At 40.2% G+C, this 21223-nt stretch carries 23 protein-coding genes; 4 read left to right on the top strand and 19 right to left on the bottom strand.

The window, feature by feature from the left end; translation table 11 throughout:
* Positions 1-646, top strand: a 646-nt coding sequence (locus ACIQAA_RS25295) for a hypothetical protein (RefSeq protein WP_402625295.1), incomplete at its 5' end; no start/stop codon positions are given.
* A gap of 236 nt (positions 647-882) precedes the next feature.
* Complete coding sequence (locus ACIQAA_RS25290) at positions 883-1170, top strand: HNH endonuclease (RefSeq protein WP_402625292.1); 288 nt, start codon at positions 883-885, stop codon at positions 1168-1170.
* 483 nt (positions 1171-1653) lie between these two features.
* Here ACIQAA_RS25290 and ACIQAA_RS25285 read toward each other — a convergent pair whose 3' ends face one another.
* The 4 genes from ACIQAA_RS25285 to ACIQAA_RS25270 all read right to left on the bottom strand — a co-directional run bounded on the left by ACIQAA_RS25285 (position 1654) and on the right by ACIQAA_RS25270 (position 5552).
* The gene (locus ACIQAA_RS25285) at positions 1654-2553 is read right to left on the bottom strand and encodes an acyl-ACP desaturase (RefSeq protein WP_402625290.1); all 900 of its coding nucleotides are present in this window, start codon (positions 2551-2553) and stop codon (positions 1654-1656) included.
* Between the two features lie 242 nt (positions 2554-2795).
* On the bottom strand, positions 2796-3620 hold the full coding sequence (locus tag ACIQAA_RS25280; RefSeq protein WP_402625287.1) for an ABC transporter permease: 825 nt from the start codon (positions 3618-3620) through the stop codon (positions 2796-2798).
* 18 nt (positions 3621-3638) lie between these two features.
* Positions 3639-4472, bottom strand: coding sequence for an ABC transporter ATP-binding protein (locus tag ACIQAA_RS25275; RefSeq protein WP_402625286.1), 834 nt, complete (start codon positions 4470-4472; stop codon positions 3639-3641).
* Positions 4473-4487: 15 nt separating this feature from the next.
* On the bottom strand, positions 4488-5552 hold the full coding sequence (locus ACIQAA_RS25270; RefSeq protein ID WP_402625283.1) for an ABC transporter substrate-binding protein: 1065 nt from the start codon (positions 5550-5552) through the stop codon (positions 4488-4490).
* A gap of 660 nt (positions 5553-6212) precedes the next feature.
* On the opposite strand from ACIQAA_RS25270, the gene ACIQAA_RS25265 reads away from it, so the two are divergent.
* Together ACIQAA_RS25265 and ACIQAA_RS25260 are read left to right on the top strand one after the other, a co-directional pair.
* Complete coding sequence (locus tag ACIQAA_RS25265) at positions 6213-6827, top strand: TetR/AcrR family transcriptional regulator (RefSeq protein ID WP_402625280.1); 615 nt, start codon at positions 6213-6215, stop codon at positions 6825-6827.
* A 19-nt stretch (positions 6828-6846) separates the two neighbouring features.
* On the top strand, positions 6847-8355 hold the full coding sequence (locus tag ACIQAA_RS25260) for a DHA2 family efflux MFS transporter permease subunit (protein WP_402625277.1): 1509 nt from the start codon (positions 6847-6849) through the stop codon (positions 8353-8355).
* Positions 8356-8855: 500 nt separating this feature from the next.
* Here the strand turns inward: ACIQAA_RS25260 and ACIQAA_RS25255 are convergent, their stop codons facing one another.
* The 15 genes from ACIQAA_RS25255 to ACIQAA_RS25185 all read right to left on the bottom strand — a co-directional run bounded on the left by ACIQAA_RS25255 (position 8856) and on the right by ACIQAA_RS25185 (position 20925).
* Positions 8856-9719, bottom strand: coding sequence for a PhnE/PtxC family ABC transporter permease (locus ACIQAA_RS25255; protein ID WP_402625274.1), 864 nt, complete (start codon positions 9717-9719; stop codon positions 8856-8858).
* Positions 9719-10504, bottom strand: a complete 786-nt coding sequence (locus ACIQAA_RS25250) for a PhnE/PtxC family ABC transporter permease (protein WP_402625271.1) — start codon at positions 10502-10504, stop codon at positions 9719-9721. Before ACIQAA_RS25250 ends, ACIQAA_RS25255 begins: the two co-directional genes overlap by 1 nt.
* Positions 10494-11282 (bottom strand): phosphonate ABC transporter ATP-binding protein, encoded by a 789-nt coding sequence (gene phnC, locus ACIQAA_RS25245; protein ID WP_402625268.1) that lies wholly within the window; start codon positions 11280-11282, stop codon positions 10494-10496. Before phnC ends, ACIQAA_RS25250 begins: the two co-directional genes overlap by 11 nt.
* Positions 11283-11310: 28 nt before the next feature.
* Positions 11311-12348 carry a phosphate/phosphite/phosphonate ABC transporter substrate-binding protein gene (phnD, locus tag ACIQAA_RS25240; protein ID WP_402625265.1) on the bottom strand — a complete coding sequence of 346 codons (1038 nt, stop codon included), beginning with the start codon at positions 12346-12348 and terminating at the stop codon, positions 11311-11313.
* Positions 12349-12438: 90 nt separating this feature from the next.
* Entirely contained in the window at positions 12439-13158 is a 720-nt protein-coding gene (locus tag ACIQAA_RS25235; protein ID WP_402625262.1) for a phosphonate C-P lyase system protein PhnL, read from the bottom strand.
* Positions 13159-13211: 53 nt separating this feature from the next.
* Entirely contained in the window at positions 13212-14390 is a 1179-nt protein-coding gene (phnM, locus tag ACIQAA_RS25230; RefSeq protein WP_402625260.1) for a phosphonate metabolism protein PhnM, read from the bottom strand.
* A 30-nt stretch (positions 14391-14420) separates the two neighbouring features.
* Complete coding sequence (locus ACIQAA_RS25225; RefSeq protein WP_402625258.1) at positions 14421-15260, bottom strand: ATP-binding cassette domain-containing protein; 840 nt, start codon at positions 15258-15260, stop codon at positions 14421-14423.
* Positions 15261-16115 (bottom strand): alpha-D-ribose 1-methylphosphonate 5-phosphate C-P-lyase PhnJ, encoded by an 855-nt coding sequence (locus tag ACIQAA_RS25220; protein ID WP_402625255.1) that lies wholly within the window; start codon positions 16113-16115, stop codon positions 15261-15263.
* Positions 16115-17239 (bottom strand): carbon-phosphorus lyase complex subunit PhnI, encoded by a 1125-nt coding sequence (locus ACIQAA_RS25215; RefSeq protein ID WP_402625252.1) that lies wholly within the window; start codon positions 17237-17239, stop codon positions 16115-16117. Before ACIQAA_RS25215 ends, ACIQAA_RS25220 begins: the two co-directional genes overlap by 1 nt.
* Positions 17239-17844 carry a phosphonate C-P lyase system protein PhnH gene (phnH, locus tag ACIQAA_RS25210; RefSeq protein WP_402625249.1) on the bottom strand — a complete coding sequence of 202 codons (606 nt, stop codon included), beginning with the start codon at positions 17842-17844 and terminating at the stop codon, positions 17239-17241. Before phnH ends, ACIQAA_RS25215 begins: the two co-directional genes overlap by 1 nt.
* 16 nt (positions 17845-17860) lie before the next feature.
* On the bottom strand, positions 17861-18283 hold the full coding sequence (gene phnG / locus ACIQAA_RS25205; RefSeq protein WP_402625247.1) for a phosphonate C-P lyase system protein PhnG: 423 nt from the start codon (positions 18281-18283) through the stop codon (positions 17861-17863).
* Between the two features lie 10 nt (positions 18284-18293).
* Positions 18294-18557, bottom strand: a complete 264-nt coding sequence (locus ACIQAA_RS25200) for a hypothetical protein (RefSeq protein ID WP_402625244.1) — start codon at positions 18555-18557, stop codon at positions 18294-18296.
* Positions 18558-18570: 13 nt separating this feature from the next.
* Positions 18571-19272 carry a GntR family transcriptional regulator gene (locus tag ACIQAA_RS25195; protein WP_402625241.1) on the bottom strand — a complete coding sequence of 234 codons (702 nt, stop codon included), beginning with the start codon at positions 19270-19272 and terminating at the stop codon, positions 18571-18573.
* Positions 19273-19407: 135 nt separating this feature from the next.
* Positions 19408-20040, bottom strand: coding sequence for a DapH/DapD/GlmU-related protein (locus ACIQAA_RS25190; protein WP_402625239.1), 633 nt, complete (start codon positions 20038-20040; stop codon positions 19408-19410).
* Between the two features lie 21 nt (positions 20041-20061).
* Positions 20062-20925, bottom strand: a complete 864-nt coding sequence (locus tag ACIQAA_RS25185; protein WP_402625237.1) for a PHP domain-containing protein — start codon at positions 20923-20925, stop codon at positions 20062-20064.
* Positions 20926-21223 lie beyond the last annotated feature (298 nt).

Raw genomic sequence — 21223 nt, 5'->3', positions numbered from 1 at the left:
CATCGTGTTTGTTGCAGTTGTCTTGCTTTTTACAGCCACAATCATCGTGTTTGTTGCAGTTGTCTTGCTTTTTACAGCCACAATCATCGTGTTTGTTGCAGTTGTCTTGCTTTTTACAGCCACAATCATCGTGTTTGTTATTGTTGTCTTGCTTTTTACAGCCACAATCATCGTGTTTGTCATTCTTGTCCTGTTTGTTGCAATCATCATGCTTATTGTTGTCCTGCTTTTTACCATCATGGTGTTGGTTGTTTTTGTTTTGCTTATTACAGCCACAATCATCGTGATGGTCGTTTTTGTCCTGCTTCATACAATCATCATGCTTGTCGTTCTTGTCCTGCTTGTTACCACCATCGTGCTTGTCATTTTTGTCCTGTTTATTGCCGTCATCGTGCTTGTCGTTTTTGTCTTGCTTATTGCCACCGTTATGTTCGTGTTTTTCCTTATCATCCTTCTTGTCTTTGCCATGATGGTGCTTATGGTGTTTTTTCTTACCTGGCATTTTCCTTGCTCCCTTCTTAACAAACCAATTTATATAGTTAGTTTATTAAGAATCGGCAAAATGGCTTGGACGAACAACCATCATTTAGTCTTTTTGGTTGTACCCATTCCTACTGCCTCGACGACGGGGGGCGTTTTCCTGTGACCGATATAAAAAGCCCCTCCTGTGTCAATTGCGAATTCACGATTTCATACCTCATTTTTAATAACAAGATTACTTTTTAATGGTGCATATAGGACATAGAAAAATAAATGCATAAAACAGAGAGGAACCTTAAGAATAAATATATATACATCCCTTTACCATCATTGTTGTTGCGGTGCAGACATGATTTGGTCATGGAGCGCTAGCAATGGATAGGAAAAATCAGGTGGCAGACAATGGGTACATGTGAACTTTGTGAGCGAGAGGAAGTAGAGACAACTGTACATCATCTGCTGCCGAAAGAGATGGGTGGTACATTTGGTGCTACGGCCAATTTATGTATCCCCTGCCATAAACAAATCCATGCTCTTTATACCAATGCAGAGATCGCAGCCCGATTATCAACCATACCTGAATTAAAGCAAGATTCCCAACTATCACGTTATCTTAAATGGATCCAGAAGCAGCCACCAACAAAAATAATGAAAATAAAAAAGTCTAATGAGCGGAAACGGAAGCGCTAATCCACTTGGACTTGATCCGTTTACCATACATACTGGAGTCACCATTCGATACTTAACGTGCCAAATCGCTCTGTCTAGTGAACCGCTAATCTTGACTTTTAATGGTACCTGGCACCCGATTCCACTTACCTGCCAATAATTCTCCCCTACCTGCATCATTTATTTGTTTACCTGCCTGATTAGCCAATCTATCTGCCAATACCTATCATTTACCTGCAGATTCATCCCGAAGGCAAGTCCAGTTAACTGAAAAAGCCAGGCGACAGCCTGGCTCTGCTAATTAGAGGGTTGAAAGGAGTATAATCTCAATGAAGCAGGAAGATTTAAAGTACCTTCTTTCATGAAAAAACTCTTTCCTGCCAAAATCTCTCCTCTACCTGCCTAATTCAGTTGTTTACCTGCCTATTTAAACATCCTACCTGCAAAAATCGACCACCTACCTGCATATATATTTTGCATAGGTGTATCTAAACATAGCCCATTTTATTTACGGTTAACACCAGCATAAAATCGATCTCTTACACGTTTTAGCCTTGCATGATAGTTAAGGATATCCAGTCGCGCCTTTTCTGCTTCTGGTGCAATCGGTCTAAGATTCTGAATATCCCAATAATCCACAATGACATCCAGCACTTGATCAAAGTACTCAAGCGGTCCATAATTGGCTTCCTTTGCAATAATAGACATCCGGTCTTCAAAATCAGGCATAACCGTACCAGGCATTTGAAAATTCTTTATCACATAACCTAGATAGTAGCAATAATTCGGTTCCAATTGTAAATGTAACTTGATGACATCACGATAAAATGCATAATGCAGGGTTTCATCCTTAGCGAGCCTTCTTAGGAGCGTAGCCAATTCTTTATCATGAGGTCCCGCTACCTTCGCAACATTATAATAAAACACCATCGTTGCGAGTTCCTGGAGCGAAGTATAGACCATTGTTTCAAAAGGGGTATGAAAATCCGGCTCCCATCCACCTTCTACCGTCTGCTTGTGCAATTGACGAATGCGTTTGGGATCAGCGTTTCTAGTAATCAAAAGGTAGGTCTCCAAAAGATTTGAATGCTGATCTTCTTCTGCTGTCCAGGTATGGACAAAATCCTTGATGACAGAAAGCGACCCTTTAAAGGTTTGATCGAGATGGGATGTGAACCATGGTAGATTAACCTCTGTCAGAAGTGCCGTCTCTACTGCCGTTACCACACCTGGCGGCAGTGTTACCTGTTCTGGGTTCCAAGGTACCCTGCGGAAATCCTGTGCTTTATCCCAAGGTAAGAAATCATGATAGCCCCAATCTATTTTTGCAGCCCTTCTTTTGTGTTCCTCATATAGCTCCTTTAATTGCGGTTCAAGTCTAAAGTCTAAATGGTTTGTCAGCAAATAATTCCCTCTCCTTTTTCCACTACTTTACCGTATTACTCTATTAAAACATATAATTAACAACATTCCGACTTTATAGACTTCATTTTTAAAAAGTATATCAATATGAGATTATTCCTACGATTTTCCGCTGCAATGCGAAAAGCAAACCCATTTATAACCCTACCTTAGACAAAAAAAAGCGGAGAGCTCAACTCTCCACCATTACTTTAAAACCACAACCGAGCGGTATTCTGATCCAATTACCTATGGTCCGGCTTCCAGGATGAAAATCGCCTTTCAATTACACCTAATAATGTAGTGAGGATTAACCCTGTTAAGGTAATGACTAATACACCAACAAACATACGATCCGTTTGTAAATTCTGCCCGTTGCTTGTTAATTGATATCCAATACCAGCTGTTGATGCGAATAACTCCCCTACAACTACAGCTATCAGGCCTTGACCAATTCCTAGCCTTATACCATTTAAAAGGAAGGGTACGGTAGAAGGTAAGGCAATGGTTTTGAAAATTTGAAACTCACTTGCATTAAATGTTCTGGCTGCCTTGATTAAGTTTTGGTCCAAAGTTAACATCGCCTTTTGTGCGCTCATGACGATTGGAAAGAAAGCCATCAAAAAAACGATAACAATTTTCGATGCGGGTCCAATTCCAAATGCAATAACAATCACTGGCAACAGGGCAACCTTAGGCGTTACATATAATCCTGAAATGAACGGATTCACAACGGCATTAAAGTAGGGGTTCCAGCCTGAGAATACACCAATAGGGATTCCAATGAATATAGCCAAGGAAAATCCAGCTATAAATTCATATCCACTTACTTTCATATTCTCCCAAAAGGAGACCTCCTGGACCATTACTACCGCTGCTTTCACAATTTCAATAGGAGAACTTATAAATAATGGGTTAATCCATTCATTTTGGGAGGCAAACTCCCAAAAAAGAAGAAACAGTAGAACGGAAACAGAACTAATCATGTAAGTCTTGCTTTCTTTTTTTAATTTCCATTTCTTTTTTATTTTAGGCTCTGATTGTACAGCTTGGAGATTACTCTGAGTCATAAAACTCCCCCTTTCCCATTACTTACTTCCCTTTGTTATCCCTTGTTTCGAAGATTCCTTTTCAATAATCGACCAAATATGATCTACTAAATGAACAAACTCAGGACTTCGTTTAACATGCAGATTTCTTGGTCTAGGAATATTCACATCAATAACCTCTACGACACGTCCGGGTCTTGCCCCAAAGACGAATACCCGATCTGCTAGAAAAACAGCTTCATCAATTTGGTGTGTAATAAAAAGACTCGTCTTTTTGGTCTCACTCCATATTCTCAGAAGCTCGCCTTGCATAAATTCCCTCGTTTGTGCGTCGAGTGCAGAAAAAGGTTCATCAAGCAGCAGTAATGATGGATTAACGGTTAAGGCCCGTGCTAAGTTTACCCTCTGCTGCATTCCCCCTGATAATTCATGGGGATAATGATTTTCATATCCTTTTAAGCCAACCATCTCAATAAATTCTTTCGCTTCCTGCTTTTTATCTACGGATAACTGTTTTTGAAGCTCAACCCCATAAAGAACATTTTCCAGAACGGTTCTCCATGGTAAAAGACTGGGATTTTGAAAAACCATAGCTCTATCATTACCAGGTCCATCAATCTTCTTTTGATCTAGCAGGATTTCACCTCTGCTGGGCTTCAATAAGCCAACCACCGTATTTAAAAACGTTGTTTTTCCACAGCCACTTGGCCCGACAATACAAATAAATTCACCATCTTTTATGTCTAAGTTTATATTCTCAAGGGCAATCACTTCTGTACCTGTTTTAGTGTTTACGTAGGTGACATCTAAAAAGCGAGTGGATAATTTCAAATTTTGTAGTGATGCTGCCGTCCCCATAACGTTATCAATCACTCCTTCTAGCTATCATTATTTTTTAAAGGCTTCTTCAATATAGCTATTTGTCCAAATAACATCTTCCGTCGTGTCTTGTTTCGTCTTCACACCTGATATGTCACCATATTCAATCAATGGATCTTGAGCATTATCCCAAGCTTCCTGATTCATTTCTCCATACCCTTTAAAAGTGTCTTTTAATCCGACAAGAGATTGTTCAAGGATGTCTACATCAATACCTTCAAAATAGGAGGTAATCGACTCGGCTGCTTCTCTCGGGTTATCCCGGGTGAACTCCATGCCTTTCCCAATGGCTCTAACTACCTTTAAAGATGTTTCATGATTTTCCTCTAAAAACTTCTTATCTGCAAACACCACTTCCCAAACCATGTTTGCATACATTGGCTCTTCCATTGTATTGATGATTACATCTCCAACATCCTTACTAGCTGCTTGCAGCCCCATTGGAGGTGAGGCAATACCACCGTCAACAATTCCCTCTTGCATGCCGCCAATTTTCGGTCCATCTCCTGCTAGTTTCACAGTTTCAAGAGAATTAGGATCGACCCCATGCAATTTCATTAAATAGCGTGTATAAACGTCTCCAGAATCACCAACTAAGTTTGTCCCTATAGTTGCGCCATCCAATGCCGCAATTCTCTCCTTGAGTGATGAATCTTTAGAAATCTTCTTCTTATCTTGATATTGTTTTGATAGTGTTATTTGATAGGTCAGGGCAGAATTTAAAGATTGAATTGCTACCAAATCTTCGCCTTTATCAAGCGGAGTGAACATACTTCTAGGGCCAGAAACGGCAAACTGTGCTTCACCAGACAAAATCGATGCAATGACTTGTGCCCCGCCGCCGCCTGAGGCAATCTTCGCTTCAATTCCTTCATCCTCGAAGTATCCTTGTTCAATAGCTACATATAGTGGGGCAACGGATAAAATACGTGCAGGTTCTGAAAACGTAAGCTTAGTCGTCTTTACCCCTGAATCCCCTTTTGTTTCTGTGGTTGTTTCTTTACCCTGACTACAAGCAGAAACCAGAAGCACAAAACATAATAGAATAGCCGATAAACATTTTCGCTTAAACAATTTAGATACCCCCTGTAAATTCGCTGTTTTATATACAAAACAATATTTTATATATAAATACATTCTAATATCACTATTGCAAATCTGTCAAATGTTTAAATTGAATATTTTAACTATTCCGTAAGTTTTCTACTATTTACAAACTGATATTCTACGACAATATACTTTCCTGTTCTTTTCAACTAATCGATTGATTAAGTAGAGTTTAATCCCTTTTGAAAAACGAACTTTAACCTGTTTTCGCGGAAAATATTTTGCGAAGGAAAAATTTAAATTTATTGTTATTTTGCGGCCAAATCTAATAAAAACTATGAATCTACTTTTTCTATCATGCTTCAACAATTTATGATTTTAACTAATCGTTTGATTAGTTCCTTCGATTTCCTTATTAGTGAAGGTATTCATAGTGGAGATTCATAAAAAAAAACGTCACTTCTTGGAACAGGTCATACTCTCACTTTCTTGATGGGTGCCTGGCACAAGTACTAAATGAGATTTGGCCAAAAGAACCGTCCCTATGGCTTTCAAAATTAAAAAAGGTGACAGGCACCAAAAATGACATGGTGTCACTTTTGGTGTTGACTTATGACACGGTGTCATCTATAATCTGTTAGTACCTAGTTGTGACACGGTGTCACATTTGATGATAGGAGAATCGATATGCCAAAACAAACGTATTTTCACTTATCGAAGGATAAACAGGAGACTTTAATGGAGGCTGCTAAACAGGAGTTTTCCAGGGTTCCATTACATGAGGCATCCATTGCAAATATTATTAAAAGTGCTGGAATCCCTAGGGGCAGCTTTTATCAATATTTTGAGGATAAAGAGGATTTATTTTATTACCTGTTAAATCAATTATCCGTAAAAAGTCATCTACGATTTCTTTCCGTGCTGAAGGAGAAAAACGGAGATTTATTTGAGTCATTTATTGCAACCTTTCAATTTATGCTCGAGGTCCATCGAAATCCAGAACACAAAAACTTCTTTAAAAATGTTTATTTAAATATGAACTATAAACACGAAAAAACCTTAGCGAATAATGTTTACGAGGAAAACCAGAAAACCCAGTATTTTAATACCATCAAATTAATTGATACAACTAAATTGAACATTCAGGATGAACAAGAACTGCACCATGTATTGAAAATTCTGATGGGCGTTACCTTTCAGAACCTTGTTCAACTGTTCGTTAAGGAATATACCGATGAAGAAGCACTAAAAAATTATCTCGTACAAATAGACCTTCTAAAAAGAGGCTTGCAAAAAAATTAAAACAAGGGAGAAAGAATATATGGATACATCATTACAAAAAAAACCACCATATTTAATGATTGCGATCTTATTCGTTGGAGCATTTGTCTCTTTTTTAAATAACTCGCTATTAAACGTAGCTCTTCCATCGATCATGGTCGATTTAGGAATCAAAGATTATTCGACCGTTCAATGGTTAGCTACTGGCTATATGCTGGTCAGCGGGATCTTAATTCCGGCATCAGCCTTTTTACTAACACGCTTTTCAAATCGTAGTTTATACATTACATCCATGGTACTTTTCACACTGGGTACAGCACTAGCAGCCTTCGCACCAAATTTTGGTCTCTTACTTACCGGGCGCATGATTCAGGCAGCTGGCTCTTCCGTTATGGGACCTTTATTGATGAACATTATGTTAGTAAGCTTCCCGCGTGAAAAACGCGGTACCGCAATGGGGATCTTCGGTTTAGTTATGATTACAGCACCAGCCATCGGACCAACCCTATCCGGTTACATCGTAGAATACTACGACTGGCGCTTACTGTTTGAAATGATTTTACCATTAGCAGTCATTAGTTTATTATTAGCCGTTTGGAAGCTAGAAAATGTAATGGAACAAAATAAAAATGCAACACTTGATTACCTTTCATTAGTATTATCATCCATCGGTTTTGGCGGATTACTCTATGGTGTAAGTTCAGCAAGCTCAGACGGCTGGGACGATACCATCGTCTTAACCACCATCATCGTTGGCGGTATTGCCTTAATCGCCTTTATTATTCGTCAATTAAAGATGGATCAGCCATTATTAGATTTACGTGTTTATAAATATCCAATGTTTGCACTTGGGTCCGTGATTGCCATCGTCAACGCCATCGCCATGTTCTCAGGTATGATTTTAACACCTGCTTATGTACAGAACGTTCGTGGAATTTCACCGCTTGATTCAGGATTAATGATGCTGCCAGGTGCGATCGTGATGGGGATTATGTCGCCCATTACCGGTAAACTATTCGATAAATTTGGCCCACGTATACTAGGAGTAATCGGGCTTACCATTACTGGTGTTTCTACGTATATGCTGGCGCATTTACAAATTGATTCAAGCTACACCTATATTATTCTTGTTTACACGTTGCGTATGTTAGGGATGTCCATGGTCATGATGCCAATTATGACAAACGGGTTAAATCAATTACCGACTGTGTTAAATCCACATGGTACAGCGATTAACAATACAGCTCAGCAAGTATCCGGTTCCATCGGTACTGCGGTTCTCGTAACGATTATGAACTCCGTTACAAAATCTGAAGCGGAGAGCCTTATCGCTGGTGTCGATCCAGCCACACTAACAGAAGCTTCAACTGCTTTATTAACACAGCAAGCTTTACTAGCAGGAATTCAATATTCATTCTATGTGACATTTGCGATTAATATCGTAGCTCTCTTATTAGCCCTATTCGTTAAACGCGCGGATACAAGTGAAGAAGTGGTTAGAAAGTTAGAACAGCAGGGCAATAGACAAATCAAACCTGCGGCACAGTAAAACTACCAAAAGAAATCCCCACCTAGCAGGTGGGGATTTTGTTCTATTAACGGGGGTGACAGGCACCGCCTGCACCAGTCTAAAAATAAATTTATAAAGTCTTAACAAGAACTCAAAATTCACTTAATATTGGAGTTTTATACTGGTACATAATAACGATTCCATTAGGAGGAATTATTTTGAACCTTAGGGTGTTGGTTTTCCCACTTTTATTGATTTTTTTGTGCATAGCTATACCTATAGGTATCAAAACCATTTCCGAGATCATAACAGTAATTAGTACATTTTATTTTACTCTTTAACATTGTACTCAAGAAAGCCCCCTTCGAAGTCGCGAAGGGGGCTTTTCCAACTACTAATCCTAATCTTCAAAAAATCTAAAGAGACTCTTTTTGTAAAAGCTTTCCCCTTCTTCTGTCTGAGGTAGTCAAAGATTTTACTTAATAAGCGGCCGACATCAATCATCGAGTTTCTGATTATTGGAAAAACATTTTACCTCTCTATTGCCCATTGACCTTAAGTTTCTTTTTAAATCGGATCGCCGCCATTTCAAGTAAGATGGCAATGGCTAAGACAAAAAAGGTGATTGCCCCGATTTCCCTAATGTCTAAGTAGAAACTGCTGGCCATAAACATGTCAAATCCGATTCCGCCGGCACCTGCTGCTGCTCCCATTGCGATGGCAACTGCGAAGTTAATTTCAAATCGAAGAAACGTCCATGAAATTAGATAAGTCAGAGAAGATGGAATAACAGCTTGAAAGATAATCTGCCACCAGTTTGCTCCACTCGCTTGAAGGGCTTCAATCACGCCATTGTCTAATTCCTCAAAGGACTCAGAATAAGCCTTCACTAAATAGCTGACCGAATGGAACGTCATCCCAATGACCGCCGCTACGCTCCCAAGGCCTGCTGCCACAGCAAAGATCAACACCCATAAAACAGTCGGAACGGCTCTGATAAAAGCAACAAATCCCTTAATCACAGAAGAAACTCGTTTATTCGTCAGATTTTCAGCAGCCAGTAATCCCAAAAATAGTGCGATTATAGCGCCAAATAAAGTGGTTAAAAAAGCTAGACCCAGCGTGACAAAAACCTGATACAGCGCATGAGTAAAGGTAAAATGTTCAAGATGCGGCTCTAGAAACATGGCTTTTAGATTCGCAAAAGTCGATAAAGCCGCTTCTCCAACATCAAGCTGTTTGTAGTCGAAACTAAAAAATGCATAAACCGTTAAAAGTGCTAGGATGATCAGTGTGCTCCTTATAACCACGGACGATTTAGTCACGGTTTTAATTCTTATTTTTTTGTGCAGGTGCGGGTCCAGTAATTGTTTTGCTGAGGTTAATGGTTCATTTGCTTCCATTACAAAACCGCCCTTCTGACATAATTAGATACAGATTCAATGAATAAGATAGCTGCGATAATGACGACGACAACCAAAGAAGCAACATCGTAATGTAGACTTTTATAATACAAGTTAAAAGTAAACCCAATTCCTGAGCCAGTCAGCAGCCCAATCAGGGTGGCACTTCTAATATTTGTTTCAATCATAAATAAGATCCAGCTGATCATTTGTGGAAGGCTAGATGGAATCACCGACTGAAAGATAATCGAAAAGTAACCCGCACCCGTCGCTTGTAACGCTTCAACGGAGCCCCCGCTGACCTCATCAATCGTTTCAACAAAAGCTCTTGTCAAAAAGCCAAACGAACCAAAAAACAAGGCAAAATAACCTGTTAATGAACTTTGACCAAATGAGAATAGTAGAATCATGGCCCAGGCTGCCACATCGATATTTCGAAAAATGGTCGCAATTCCTCTACTAATACTCCCAAAAAAGGCATTCACTCTCGTTGTATTCGAGCCTAGAATCGCAAATAGTAAAGCAACAACAGCTCCCGTAGTGGTTGCTGCAATCGAAACTAACAGCGTTTCAATTAACTTATCGAGAATAGCAGGAAGCTTCGTTAAGGATTCTTGCGTCGGGTAAAAGTTTGCTAAACCCCATTCCACAGCTTTTGGAAGGGAAGAAAAGCCTTTGACGATATTGTACTCGGTGATGATAATGGCTAGTACCGTGACTGCTCCTAAGATGGAGAGGAATCCGAGCGTATTCCGCTTCTTTTTGAAAAAATAATCAGCTTGCATGGATGCCTCCTACATCAAAAATAAGATCTTCAGCTTCGGATCCGTAAATACGCTGAATATCTTCTTTTGTTATGTTTTTAGGCGAGCCATTATAAACCACTTGACCATGGTTAACCCCGATAATTTTATCCGAGTACTTTAATGCCACATCCACTTGGTGGAGATTCACGAGAACGGTAATGCCCATGGTCCTTGAAATGTTTCTTAAGTGATCCATAATGACCTTGGCAGAATTGGGATCAAGTGAAGCAATCGGCTCATCACACAATAGCATCCGTGGATTTTGAATAATAGCACGAGCGATTCCAACTCGCTGCTTTTGACCGCCGCTCAATTGATCCGCACGCTTATAAATGTGTTCGTCTAAACCAAGAACATGTAGGATGTTAACCGCCTGCTCCTTTTCTTCTTGACTATAAAGACCGAGAACTCCAGCTAATGTTGATTTTTTTCCTAAATTGCCATGAAGCGTATTTTCGATCACACTTAAGCGATTGACAAGATTATAATGCTGAAAGATCATTCCGATTTTCGTGCGGACTTTTTTTAAGTCCTTCTTCTTCAGATTCATCACATTCATGTTATCAAACATAATTTCTCCGCTCGTTGCATTAATCATCCGGTTAATACAACGAAGGAGAGTGGATTTCCCCGCTCCTGATGGACCGATGATGGAAACAAACTCTCCTTCATTAACGGAGAAGTTAACATCTGATAACGCCTTCGTATCACTACCAAATTGTTTGGACACATGATTTACTTCTAATAAGACTGTCATAGGTTAACTCTCCTTGCTATTTGGTTACTTATTTCGAAAGCTCACGAATTGGGTTGAACCAGGCATCCTCTACTTCTACTAAACGCTCGTCTGCTGTTTTCTTAAACAATCCTGAAAACTCAGAATCCTCTGGAACAAAGACTTTTTCATTGTTCGTAATTTCATCCGATGTCATCACTTCAAGAAGCTGCGCTTGAAGATCTTCATTCACCGTCTCAGTATTGATAACAAATGGTGCATTTAGGACTGGAGTAACAGAGATGAGTGAAAATTCTTTTCCAACTACAGTGTTAAATGGTTCTGCTGCATCTTTTTTCACTTGATAAACCGCTCCAGGTCGGTTCTCTTCCCCATCAGCAAGCTCTACATAATTGTTCACACATGTATCACAGAAAGCCGCTACATCCGCTTTTCCTGATAAAAGATTGACCGCTGAACCTTGGTGAGAACCTCCGTATAAAACTTCGCTAAAGAATTGATCTTCGCCGCCTTCAAGCAAATCTTCTGCCGTTAAGTCTTTGAACTCTCCCTGTTGACTGAAGTAATTAACAATTCCTGTTGATGGAACTTTAAAACCTGATGTTGAACTATTGGATACAAAAGAGAATTTCTTGCCTTGAATGTTATCAATCGCAAATTCGTCACCATTCTGATATTGGTCGACATTGTCTTTATTTACGGCTAACCAGCTATAATAAACCGCATCGTCTAAGGTACCAGACGCACCTGAAGGAACCACCAATGGAAGTACTTTATCATTTTTGTTATGCGCTTCAATGTAGCCTTGTGCTCCTAGGAAAGCCATATCCGCATTTCCATTGGCCACTGCTTCAATCGCCACAATATAGTCTGTCGTTGTTTGATGCTCGACCTTTTTACCTGTTTTCTCTTCGACTATTTTTCCAATTTCGTCTCGAGCTTCCGTAAGATCTGCCCCAGATTCATTTGGCAGCCAAGCAATGGTAAGGGTATCTTTATCACCAGCTGCTCCTCCTGATGAAGCTGAACAACCTGCAAATACGACTAACATAACAATAGAAAGTAAAAATAATAACGTCTTTTTCATCATCAAGCTCCTCAACATTTTTTTATTTTGGCCACTTCTATACTGTATCAACGAATTGTCAAGCTACTATTAATCTTATATAAAGATTTGTTAAGAGTTGGTAAAACTAGTAGAATGAGAGAAAACTCCATTTTGCATGTTGTACTCTTGATTACATAAATGATTCATAAACTCAAGGTCATGAAAGATTCCAAGCATTGTTGTGCCTTCCTTCATGAGCTGTTCAATGAGAAGTTTCACCTTTATTTTAGAATCGTGATCTAAACTTGCTGTCGGTTCATCTAATAGCAACAGTCTCGGTTTTTTCACCATCGCTCGGGCAATGTTAAGTCTCAGTTTTTCACCTCCGGAAAAAGTGGTTGGGTAGCTGTCCCATAATTCTTCACCCAATTCAAAATGCGCAAGAATCTTTTCTGTTTCTTTTTCCGCCAAGTCATGATCGTCCCCCATTTCAAGGATCGCTTGTTTCACAAGCTGCCTAGCCGTCGTTCGCGGCATGACATTTAAAAATTGGGACACATATCCGATTTCATGCTTCCTTAAATAAAGCATTTCTCGTTCAGTTGCCTCTGCTAAGTTAATTCGCCCAAATTTTTTTGAATGGTACCAAATACTCCCTTGCTGGATACGATACGTTCCATAAATACATTTTAAAATCGTCGACTTGCCGCTTCCGCTTTTACCCGTAATCCCGACAAATTCTCCTTCTTTTATCTGGATATGTACACCGCTTACAGCCTGGATATGTTTACCCAAATTATGAAGGTCAAACGATTTGGATAAGTTCTTAATCTCTAGAAGAGTTTCCACCCATTGCACCTGCTTTCTGAAATTCTCCCGTAATCTGAGCATCTCGCTTCAGCTTAGATTCGATAATTGGTCTTTTGAATCAGCTTTCCGTCCACAAATACTCCCGTAATCACTGGAAAATCATCACTAATTTTTTCAATGATCAGCAAATCTGCTTTTTTTCCTTCGCGAATAGATCCAATTTCTCCATCCATTTTGACTGCTTTTGCTGGGTTAATCGTGACAAGCTTGATCATGTCAACTAAATCCATGCCATACTTTTCAACCAACTCAAAGATGGAATGAAACATCGCTGCCGGATAGTAATCACTGCACAAGATATCAATCGATTGGTATTGAATCGCTTCCGCTGCCCCCAAGTTTCCACTATGAGAACCTCCAAGGAGGACATTTGGAGCACCGGCAATTGTATACATACCTAGCTCCTTTGCTCTACGCGCTACCTCTAACGTGATGGGAAATTCACTAATGGTCGTACCAAAACTATGAACAAGTTCAAGCTTTTCAAGACTATCGTCATCATGGGAAGCGACAGCAATTTGATGGTCATGAGCAAGCTGAGTGATTTCCTTTATGTCTTCAATCGACAGCTTCTCTTTCGTTTGGTGTTTTTGAATGAGAACATCAATCGATGAATCACTGATATTGTTATAGCTTTTAACAGTATTTCGGTAAATTTCTAGATGACGATACTGACCCTGCCCAGGAGTATGATCCATAAAAGAAACTAAATGGACTTTGTTCTCGGTAATATAGCTTTTGAGATTTTCCATTTCTTCAACATTATCAATCTCAAACCTTGCATGAAATCGATGGCGGACAAGGTGCTTCATACTGTGGGTCCGGTCAATTAAATCAATAAATTTCCGAACATTTTCAGGCTCACGAATCGGCTTATACTCATAATCACTCCCTTTGAACAAGGAAAGAGAATGGAACATCGTCGTAATGCCATGTGAGATAAGCTGTTTCTCTGTTTCCCGTAAAGCCAAGTCAAAATTCATTAGTGAGGTCGGTCTAGGTGCAGCCATATGTTCGATATAGTCCGAATGGATATCGATAAAACCTGGAGAAATATATCCTCCTGCTGCGTCAATTACCTCTATCTGTTCCTCAAATTTAATCTCGCCTTTAGGAGCAATTTTTGTAATTCTGTCCTCTTCAATTAATAGATCATAGCCATACAAAACGGCTTCTTCGGTGATTAATCTTCCATTTGTAATCACAAACAAAGTACTTCCCCCTAAAGTAGAATGGAAATCTTACAGCAATGAATGAACAAGCTGCTGTGTATATCGATGCTGCGGATCCTCGAGGATTTGGTCCGTTAATCCTTGCTCAATGACCCTTCCCTCCAACATAACCAGTGTTCGGTCTGCGAGCATACGGATGACTCCTAGATCATGGGAAACGAGAACAATACTAATATTTAATTCGCGCTGCAGACTTTTAATTAAGTCGAGGACACTCGCTTGTACAGAAAGATCCAATCCAGTCGTCACCTCATCTAGCAGCAGAAGGGGAGGACGATTGGAAAGAGCTTTGGCAATTTGTACCCGCTGCTGCATTCCTCCAGAAAAGTTTTTCGGCGCCTCTTTTCGGCGATGCACAGGGATGTTTACTTTATTTAGAAGTTCTGTCCCTCTGTTCTCCATCATGCCAACATGCTGATTGCCAGCTGCAATAAGCTTCTCGGCAATATTGCCAATCGATGAAAAGTTCATTTTCAAACCTAATAAAGGGTTTTGATAGACTTTCCCCATGATATTGTTGCGTATATAGCGCTGCTGCTGAGAAGACTCTTGAAAGAGATTTTTCTCACCATTATGGTAGTCTGCTAGATAGGCTTCTCCACTGGTTACTTCTTGGTCAAAATATAGGCATTGCATCAATGTTGATTTTCCACTGCCACTCTCTCCGACGATGCCAAGAACCTCTCCTGGAAAAACATCAAAGGATACATCTCTACAGGCATAAACTGTTCCACAAACCTGACAATAATTTTTAACGAGAGATTCTTGGTCTTGGCAATACGGACATCCTTTACCAAACTGCTTATTTAAGTGTTTAATCGATAAAACTGGAACTTCAAATTCAGCCATTTATTTCACTCCAAATGGTTCGACTTCATTTAATGTTTCAATACAATAGCTCGTATCATTACATTGATAGAACGCTACGTTTGTTTCTTCATCAATGAGCTCATCTAAAAAGACCCCCGTTGAACCACATAACCGGCAATGCTTGTCTTCAAAGGACTCTGGCTCAAACGGATAATCCTCAAAATCGAGCGATACGACCTTTGTATATGGCGGGACTGCGTACACTTTCTTTTCACGCCCCGCCCCTAACAGAATAAGTGCTTCACTTTCATGCATTTTCGGATTATCAAATCGTGGAATCGGGCTCGGTGCCATCACATAACGATCATGAACCATCACAGGATGATCCGCCCCTGTTGTCATACTTCCATATTTCATGATCTGTTCAAACAGCATTAACCAGGCACCACTATATTCTTTCTCTGCGTGAAGCTTTTTCGTTTCATTCTCGCTCGGCTCATAATAACGGAGCGGTTCAGGAAGCGGCACCTGCAGGATGAGAATCTGATCCTTCTTTAGCGGCACCTCAGGAATTCGATGTCTCGATTGAATAAGGGTTGCTTCCGTGGTATGATCCGTTGTTTCCACCCCAGTCGTATCAGAAACGAGCTTTTTAATATTGACGGCATTAACCGATTCATCCGATCCTTGATCAATGACTTTCAGAACATCCTTTTTGCCAATTAACGATAGCGTTAACTGCAAACCGCCGGTTCCCCATCCTCTGCCAATCGGCATTTCTCTTGAGGCAAATGGAACTTGGTAACCAGGAATAGCAATCGCCTTTAGAGTGGCTCTTCTAATTTCTCTTTTTGAACCTTCGTCAAAAAAAGCAAAGTTGTAGGCTGTATTCATCACCTTTTCACCTCTTGTTCTTCCTCATGTTTCGCCCCTTCTTTTTTCGTTTTCCGTACGCTATCAAGCTTGGACTGGAAGGTAACGTAATGAGGCATTTTCAAATGCGAGATAAAGCCCGTTGATTCTACTGAATCAATATGATAAAGAACAAATTCTTCATTATGGCTAGGAAAATCAGTCGTTGGATGTTCAAGACAATTATCTAGAATCCCCATTGCAATCGCCTTTGTTTCATTTTGGCCAAACACAAGGCCGTAGCCGATTTCAAACTCCAATTCTTTTTTTCCGTATTCTTTTTCAACGGTAACCGGCATGAGCATTTCAGTTTCAGTAACCTTTACTTCTCCAATATAAAAGGCATCATCATCGTCACCCGCATCGGTTGGATGATCAATCGTAACGGGCAAAGTGCCAACACGAAGCTCGCCAACAGTCGGATGCAAGGCTCCATATCCCCTAATGACCGCATAGGCAAGGGAAGTAACAGCCCCTGTTTCTCCTCTTGTTAAAATTTGCAGTCTTTGACTTCTGCTCGATGGAAACTCCAGACTTTCTCTCGTTACATCATCTGGTTCACTATTGTTGTCTTCGCAAGGGGGGATTAAGCCCTCTTTACGCAAATAATCGAGCACCTTTGGAAGAGTCAGCTGCTGCTCATCACCTTGAAAGTTTTCCTTTAGATAATGATGAAGCCATTCCTGAACGACTTCGTCGGTTTCTTCCATCAAGTTAAAATCAAGCAGCCGATGGGTATAATCCGTTGTTGCTCCAAGGATTTGACCACCCGGGATATCTTTAAAGCTTGCCGAGATCCGGCGCTCCACATTCATTTGTTGTGTTTCAATCACTCTTGAATAATGCTTTCGCGGGACCGTCGAACGATAAGCTCTTAATAGAAAGACAGCTTCTTCCGGGTTTCCTTCTGCTTGTTTGATCGCTAGGGCAGCCAACGTCTCATTGTATAAACTGCTTTCGGACATCACCTGATCCACTAATCCGCGCATACCAGCTTTAATTTTTTCTACTTCGATGGTTTGTCCTTGATGAACTCTTTCATATTTCAGACGCTTAATCGACTCTTCAATTGCATGCGTTCCACCTTTAACGGCTACATAACCCATTAACCCATCACCCGATTCCTGGTAATTTGTGTGGTTCTAGGCAATGATAGTAGCTGATGATGTTGATCGATAAAAATCAAATCAATCCCTAACGGATATTCCTTGTTTTTTTCTTGGCGGCTTTCCACCCAGTTTTCATTTATATCCACATGAACAATCTCTGTGGTGTGAATTCCTGGCCCCTTTAACAATAGGGCTTCCCCGCTAGTCACAGATTCCGCTTCTACGATAATGAAGGCGGATGTATGTGGATTTTTTAACGTCCCAGCCTTCGCATTGATAATGGCCTCTTCAAGCGATCCTTTCTCAGCATCTTGAAGGATTATTAGAAAATCAGCCTTCTTTGCTTCTGTAGGCTTTGCATAGGTTAATTGATTAATAGTTTTCGAAACCGAATCTGCTTGGGGTGAAAAAACCTTAAAAGAAACTTCCTGATCAAATAAGGTGAGGGCTATCAATAAGACAGAAGCACTGCAGGCTTTTTGATCCTCCTCTTCCACTAAAGCTGCCTCCTTCATCAAATCGGAAATGAGCCCTGGTCTTGAAGTAGAATCCACCAATTTTCGATAAACAGATTGAAGATCGTGAACGATATCTAGTGTCAAAATCTTTTCCTCCTCATTAAACATCCATCGTTTCAAAGTTTACTTTTGTTTTTAATATAGATTGGCTGTCAGCAGCTCTCTGCTCCTGAATGGCCTTCTCCTCTTTTTCAAGCAGCAGCTTCCACCCAATCGTTTCAGGCAGCATCGCTTCATACGCTGCGTCAATCACAGCAAGGTTAAACGAAAGCTCTGGCTGATCTCCCTTCACGATGCCAATTCCAATGCTTCCTTGTATTTGAACCTTACATTCTGTTACGAACACTTCGCCAGGATAAAACAGGCTTTTTTGGGAAGTCTCTCGGACTTTCAACATCACTAAGCCGCTTTCTGGCTCTTGAATGACCTTCACCTGGTAGTTATCTTTTATACAATGTGCCATGTCCTCTAATCGATTTTGAGAGCCATTGATTAATATCTCCGTTCTTCGTCTTCTTTTCATCTAAGGCCTCCTAATGTCTTTGTTCTACATGTTTTACTCTATCTTGTTGCCAAGTCAGCGAACGTAAAAGAATGGTTAAGTTTGTATGGGTTTTGTAAATGACGTATGTGTGCCAAGGGGACGGTTCCACCGGCTCAATATACCAAGGGGACGGTTCCACCGGCTCAATAAACTGCCACAAAAAAGCCATCAGAACCGTCCCCACGGTCTGGAAATAAAAAAAATCGGCTTCTGAGCGGGCCGATTTTTTTAAAATACATCTATTCATTTGCATGATACCAACTGCTTTAGATTACATACGTAAAACAATCGCTGCGATATATAATCTTCGAGTATTCAAGCACTGTGCGGGTTTTCTTATCTACACATCCAGATTCTAAGAGTAAAAGGGGTACAAGGCTGGGACATTTTAATAGATCTCGTTCTACTTTACTTGGAAAAACAACACTCAATTGGCTGCGCGTCGGTTGAAAATCTGTGTAGCCTTGTTGTCGATAATAGTGAAAAATAGAATGAATTTCCTTCCCATCCTTCTGAATATTTTCAAAAAGGGATTGAGATAAGTACGAGGTATGCACAGCAATCGGACAGTCTTCCACGATTCGTAATCGGCTAATCTTATACACGGCGTCATCACGTTTCACTTGTAACGAATGATAAATGGAAGAATCATATGGAATTTTTTCACAAGATAGATTCATAGTCCTAGAATCATAGTTTAATTCCTTCATTTTTTCAGTAAAACTGACATCCCCGGTTAAAATAAGCGGTATTTGCAGTTTTTGATTTTGTACATAGCTGCCTTTACCTTGCTTCGAAAAAATATAACCGAGTTCCTGCAAGCGCTCATATACCTTTCGAATCACCATTCTTGGTACTTTATACAGATCGGCTAGTTCATTTTCCGATGGTAATTTGTCATTCGGTTTATATTTTCCTTCCCGTATTTCCGAAATCAACCGATCTACTAATAAAGTTTTTTCAGACATCAAGGCTTGCCCCTTTCGACACGAAATCTATGTCTAGTATATCGTCTGAATATATAGTAAACGTTAAGTCTATGTAAATTATATTTATCAAATTAGAAAAAGCCCTAATCCAAGACTAGGACTTACCTGCCACACTTATCCATGCTTTTTTAGAAAAGCTTCTAAATCATTCAATTCTTCAAAATGGGCCTCAAGTTTTTTTCGCGGCCAATCCCACCAGGCAATTTCAAGTAATCGATCACCTACTTCTTTTGAAAACCTTCTTTTAATGGGCTTGCCAGGAACACCAACGACGATCGTATAAGGCTCGACGTTTTTCGTCACAACCGCCCCAGATCCAACGACTGCTCCTGTACCAATCTCCACGCCTTTCATAATAATCGCACCATGGCCGATCCATACATCATGACCAATTTTCACGGTTTGAGTTCTCCGCCAATCAAAAAGGGCTTCATCATCCTCATTGGCAAAGTCGTATGCCACCTTTCGATACGTCATATGGTGCTGGCTGACTCGGTCCATTGGATGCTGAACCGGATTAATACATACGTGGGACGCAATCGAACAAAACTTACCTATTTCCGCATAGTTCACCGTTACATCATCCATCGTGTAGGTATAATCACCAAAGGTGGACTCAATGATATGATTATTTTCTCCAATAGACGTCCATTCCCCCGCAGAACTATTGATGATATGACTTGACTCAGCGAAGCTTGGAGCGATGGATAGCTTTTTTTCTTTTTTGGGCTGATAGATCAATGGCATATGAATGGTTCAGCTCCTTATTTAATTCGTTTTTGCGATCAGCTCTCTTCTCGCTAGTAACGCTTCAAAAGTCTCCATTCCTGGGCTTTTACTCCCAATTAGCACAGGTTTTTCTCCATATTCACCGTGAAAATCGGATCCACCTGTCATGATTAGGTCATATTTTCTTGCCAGCTGTTTGGCTTGTTCCTCATGTTTCTCATCATGCAACGGATGCCAAACCTCGATTCCCTGCAATCCAGCTTCCACTAATTCCGGCACCATTTCAAAGTTGCCATACTGACCCGGATGAGCAAGCACGGGTACTCCCCCAGCAAGAAGAATGACCTGAACAGCTGTTTTGGCATCCATATATTCCATTGGAATAAACGCAATTCCCGGCTTCTCACCATTTTGTCCGCGATTAAATAATTTTTTATAAAGCGGGCCATAAATGGAATCGGTATACCCTGCTTCAATCAATGCATGCATGATATGCTGCTTGTAAACTCCTGTTCCTCCATGAGCGATTTCCTTACAGCGCTCCCATGAGATCTGGTACCCTGCAGCCATTAATCTTTCAACCATTTCCTCCGAAGCTCTGTGCCTATTGTTAACGAGTGGTTCACAAAAAGATTCAATCCCCTCATGACCCGGTTCAATAAAATAACCGAGAATGTGTACACGCCGGCCTCTTACAAAATCAAACCCTGACATCTCAATGCCTGGAATGACTTCAATTCCATATCTTTTTCCAGTTTCAACTGCCTCTTCAAGACCTTTTGTGGTGTCATGGTTTGTAACCGCTAAGTGTGTAACGCCTTGTGCAAGAGCTAACTCCAAGACTTCCTCAATCGACAATGGACAATCTGAAATATTCGTATGACAATGCAACTCAACTTTCACGCAGGTCCCTCCTTTATCTTTTCTTTAAGAATAACTTGGTACCAAGTTAAAAGTGTTAATTGTGGGTAAATTGTTTGTAAAGGTTCCTTTCTTTGGGGACGGTTCTCATGGTTTTTATTGAAGGTAAGGATAGAGAATGATAGGGGACACCTGCTATTTTTTGCAGTATATTCTTGCACATACAAGCTATGCATAAAAGCTTGTTAGCTGCGCTAACTCCCTTTTCATAGTGACTTATTTTAATTTTAAATCTTTACAAAATGCTGAAAAACCTCACTTACTTAGATACGGTTCACCG

The organism is Neobacillus sp. NPDC093182 (genome assembly GCF_044754045.1).
This window is presented reverse-complemented; position numbering and strand designations above follow the sequence as displayed.